General features: G+C 64.9%; 1 protein-coding gene. It reads left to right on the forward strand.

Features of this window, described 5'->3' with window-relative positions; genetic code table 11:
- Nucleotides 1-255 precede the first annotated feature (255 nt).
- Entirely contained in the window at nucleotides 256-1,689 is a 1,434-nt protein-coding gene (cysS, locus tag Q8Q77_RS04105) for a cysteine--tRNA ligase (protein WP_305581452.1), read from the forward strand.
- The last annotated feature ends 221 nt before the right edge of the window (nucleotides 1,690-1,910 follow it).

Raw genomic sequence — 1,910 nt, forward strand, 5'->3', positions numbered from 1 at the left:
TCACGGCTTCAAGATCAAGATCGGCGCCGCCGATCAGGGTTCGGTCGCGACTAGGAGCGTCCATGTGTGAGCGGTTCTTTCCCGGGCCTGAGTTGCGCCGGGACGATGGTCCCGGAAATGACGCGTGTCACCCATAGGTCAGGACGAAAGAAGGGCCGCTATCGCCCCATGGCCTCCCGTCCGAGCGATCTGTATATGGGGCCAAGGCCTTGTCCGGCAATCGTCACGCAGCGTCACCTTGGAAAAAAGAGTCTTATGACCCTCGCCCTCTACGACACCATGGCCCGCGAAAAGCGGACCTTCGTCCCCAAGGATCCGAACCGGGTGACGATGTATGTCTGCGGTCCGACGGTCTACAACTACGCCCACATCGGCAACGCCCGGCCGGTGGTGGTCTTCGACGTGCTGTTCCGCCTGCTGCGCCGACTTTATGGTGAAGATTCAGTGATCTATGCGGCCAACGTCACCGACGTGGACGACAAGATCAACAAGAAGGCCGCCGAGGAAGGGGTGCCGATCGACACGATCACCGACCGCTACCTGGCGATCTATAATGAGGACATGGCGGTCCTGGGCGCCCTGCGCCCGACCGAGCAGCCGCGCGCGACCCAGACCATGGACGCCATCGTCGCCATGATCGGCCGGCTGGTGCAGAACGGCGCGGCCTACGCCGCCGAGGGCCACGTCCTCTTCAACACCCAGGCCTATGGCGACTACGGCAAGCTCTCGCGCCAGCCGATGGACGACATGATCGCCGGCGCCCGGGTCGATGTGGCCCCCTACAAGCAGCACCCGGCCGACTTTGTGCTGTGGAAGCCGTCCAAGGAGAACGAGCCGGTCTGGGAGAGCCCCTGGGGTTCGGGCCGTCCGGGCTGGCACATCGAGTGCTCGGCCATGATCGAGCAGAGCCTGGGCCTGCCCATCGACATCCATGGCGGCGGCATCGACCTGCTGTTCCCCCACCATGAGAACGAGATGGCCCAGGGCCTGTGCGCCGGCCACGACCACAGCATCGGCTACGCCAACTACTGGATGCACAACGGCTTCCTGAACTTCGGCGACGAGAAGATGTCCAAGAGCCTGGGCAATGTGGTCCTGGTCCATGAGCTGGTGAAGCAGGCGCCGGGCGAGGCCCTGCGCTGGGCCCTGCTGGTCGGCCACTACCGCGCGCCGCTGGAATGGACCGGCGAGCTGATCGAGCAGTCGAAGAAGGCGCTGGACCGGCTTTACGGCGCCGTCCAGGACGCCAACCGCTTCCTGGGCGACACGGCCTCGCCGTCGGTGGGCTATGCCGGAGAGGTCAATCCCGACACTGAGCGGTTCATGGCCGCCCTCGACGACGACCTGAACACGCCGGCCGCCTTCGCCGCCCTGTTCGAGCTGGCCGACCGCCTGCGCCTGGCCATACGTGACGGCGCCGAAGGCGAGGCACGCTATCATCGCCAGGTGCTGCTGGGCGCGGCCAACCTGCTGGGTTTTCTGGCCGGCGATCCCGAGGCCTGGTTCCAGGGCGGGGTGGACGAAGGCATGAAGGATCGCATCGACGGCCTGATCGCCCAGCGCATCGAGGCGCGCGCGGCGAAAGATTGGGCCGCCGCCGACCGCATCCGCGACGAACTCACGTCGTTGAATGTAGAGGTGATGGACGGGCCGACGGGGGCGACCTGGCGGATCAAGGAGCCGAGCTAACGCGGGCCGATACCTCTTGGAGAGCCCTTAGGGGCGGGCGGCAATGGCTATGTGTTCTCGTTTTGTTCTTGACAATCTGAGGCAGTTATATACTTGACGGAACAGACCGCTCGGCGGTAGATTCGTCATGACAGGCAGGAGACGCCGATGACCCTTCACCAGCCCGGCCAGACGTATCGCGGAATTCAGTGCAAGGGCTGCGGTGTGACCTTCCCGCTCGC

The organism is Phenylobacterium sp. (genome assembly GCF_030698145.1).
GTDB lineage: Bacteria > Pseudomonadota > Alphaproteobacteria > Caulobacterales > Caulobacteraceae > Phenylobacterium.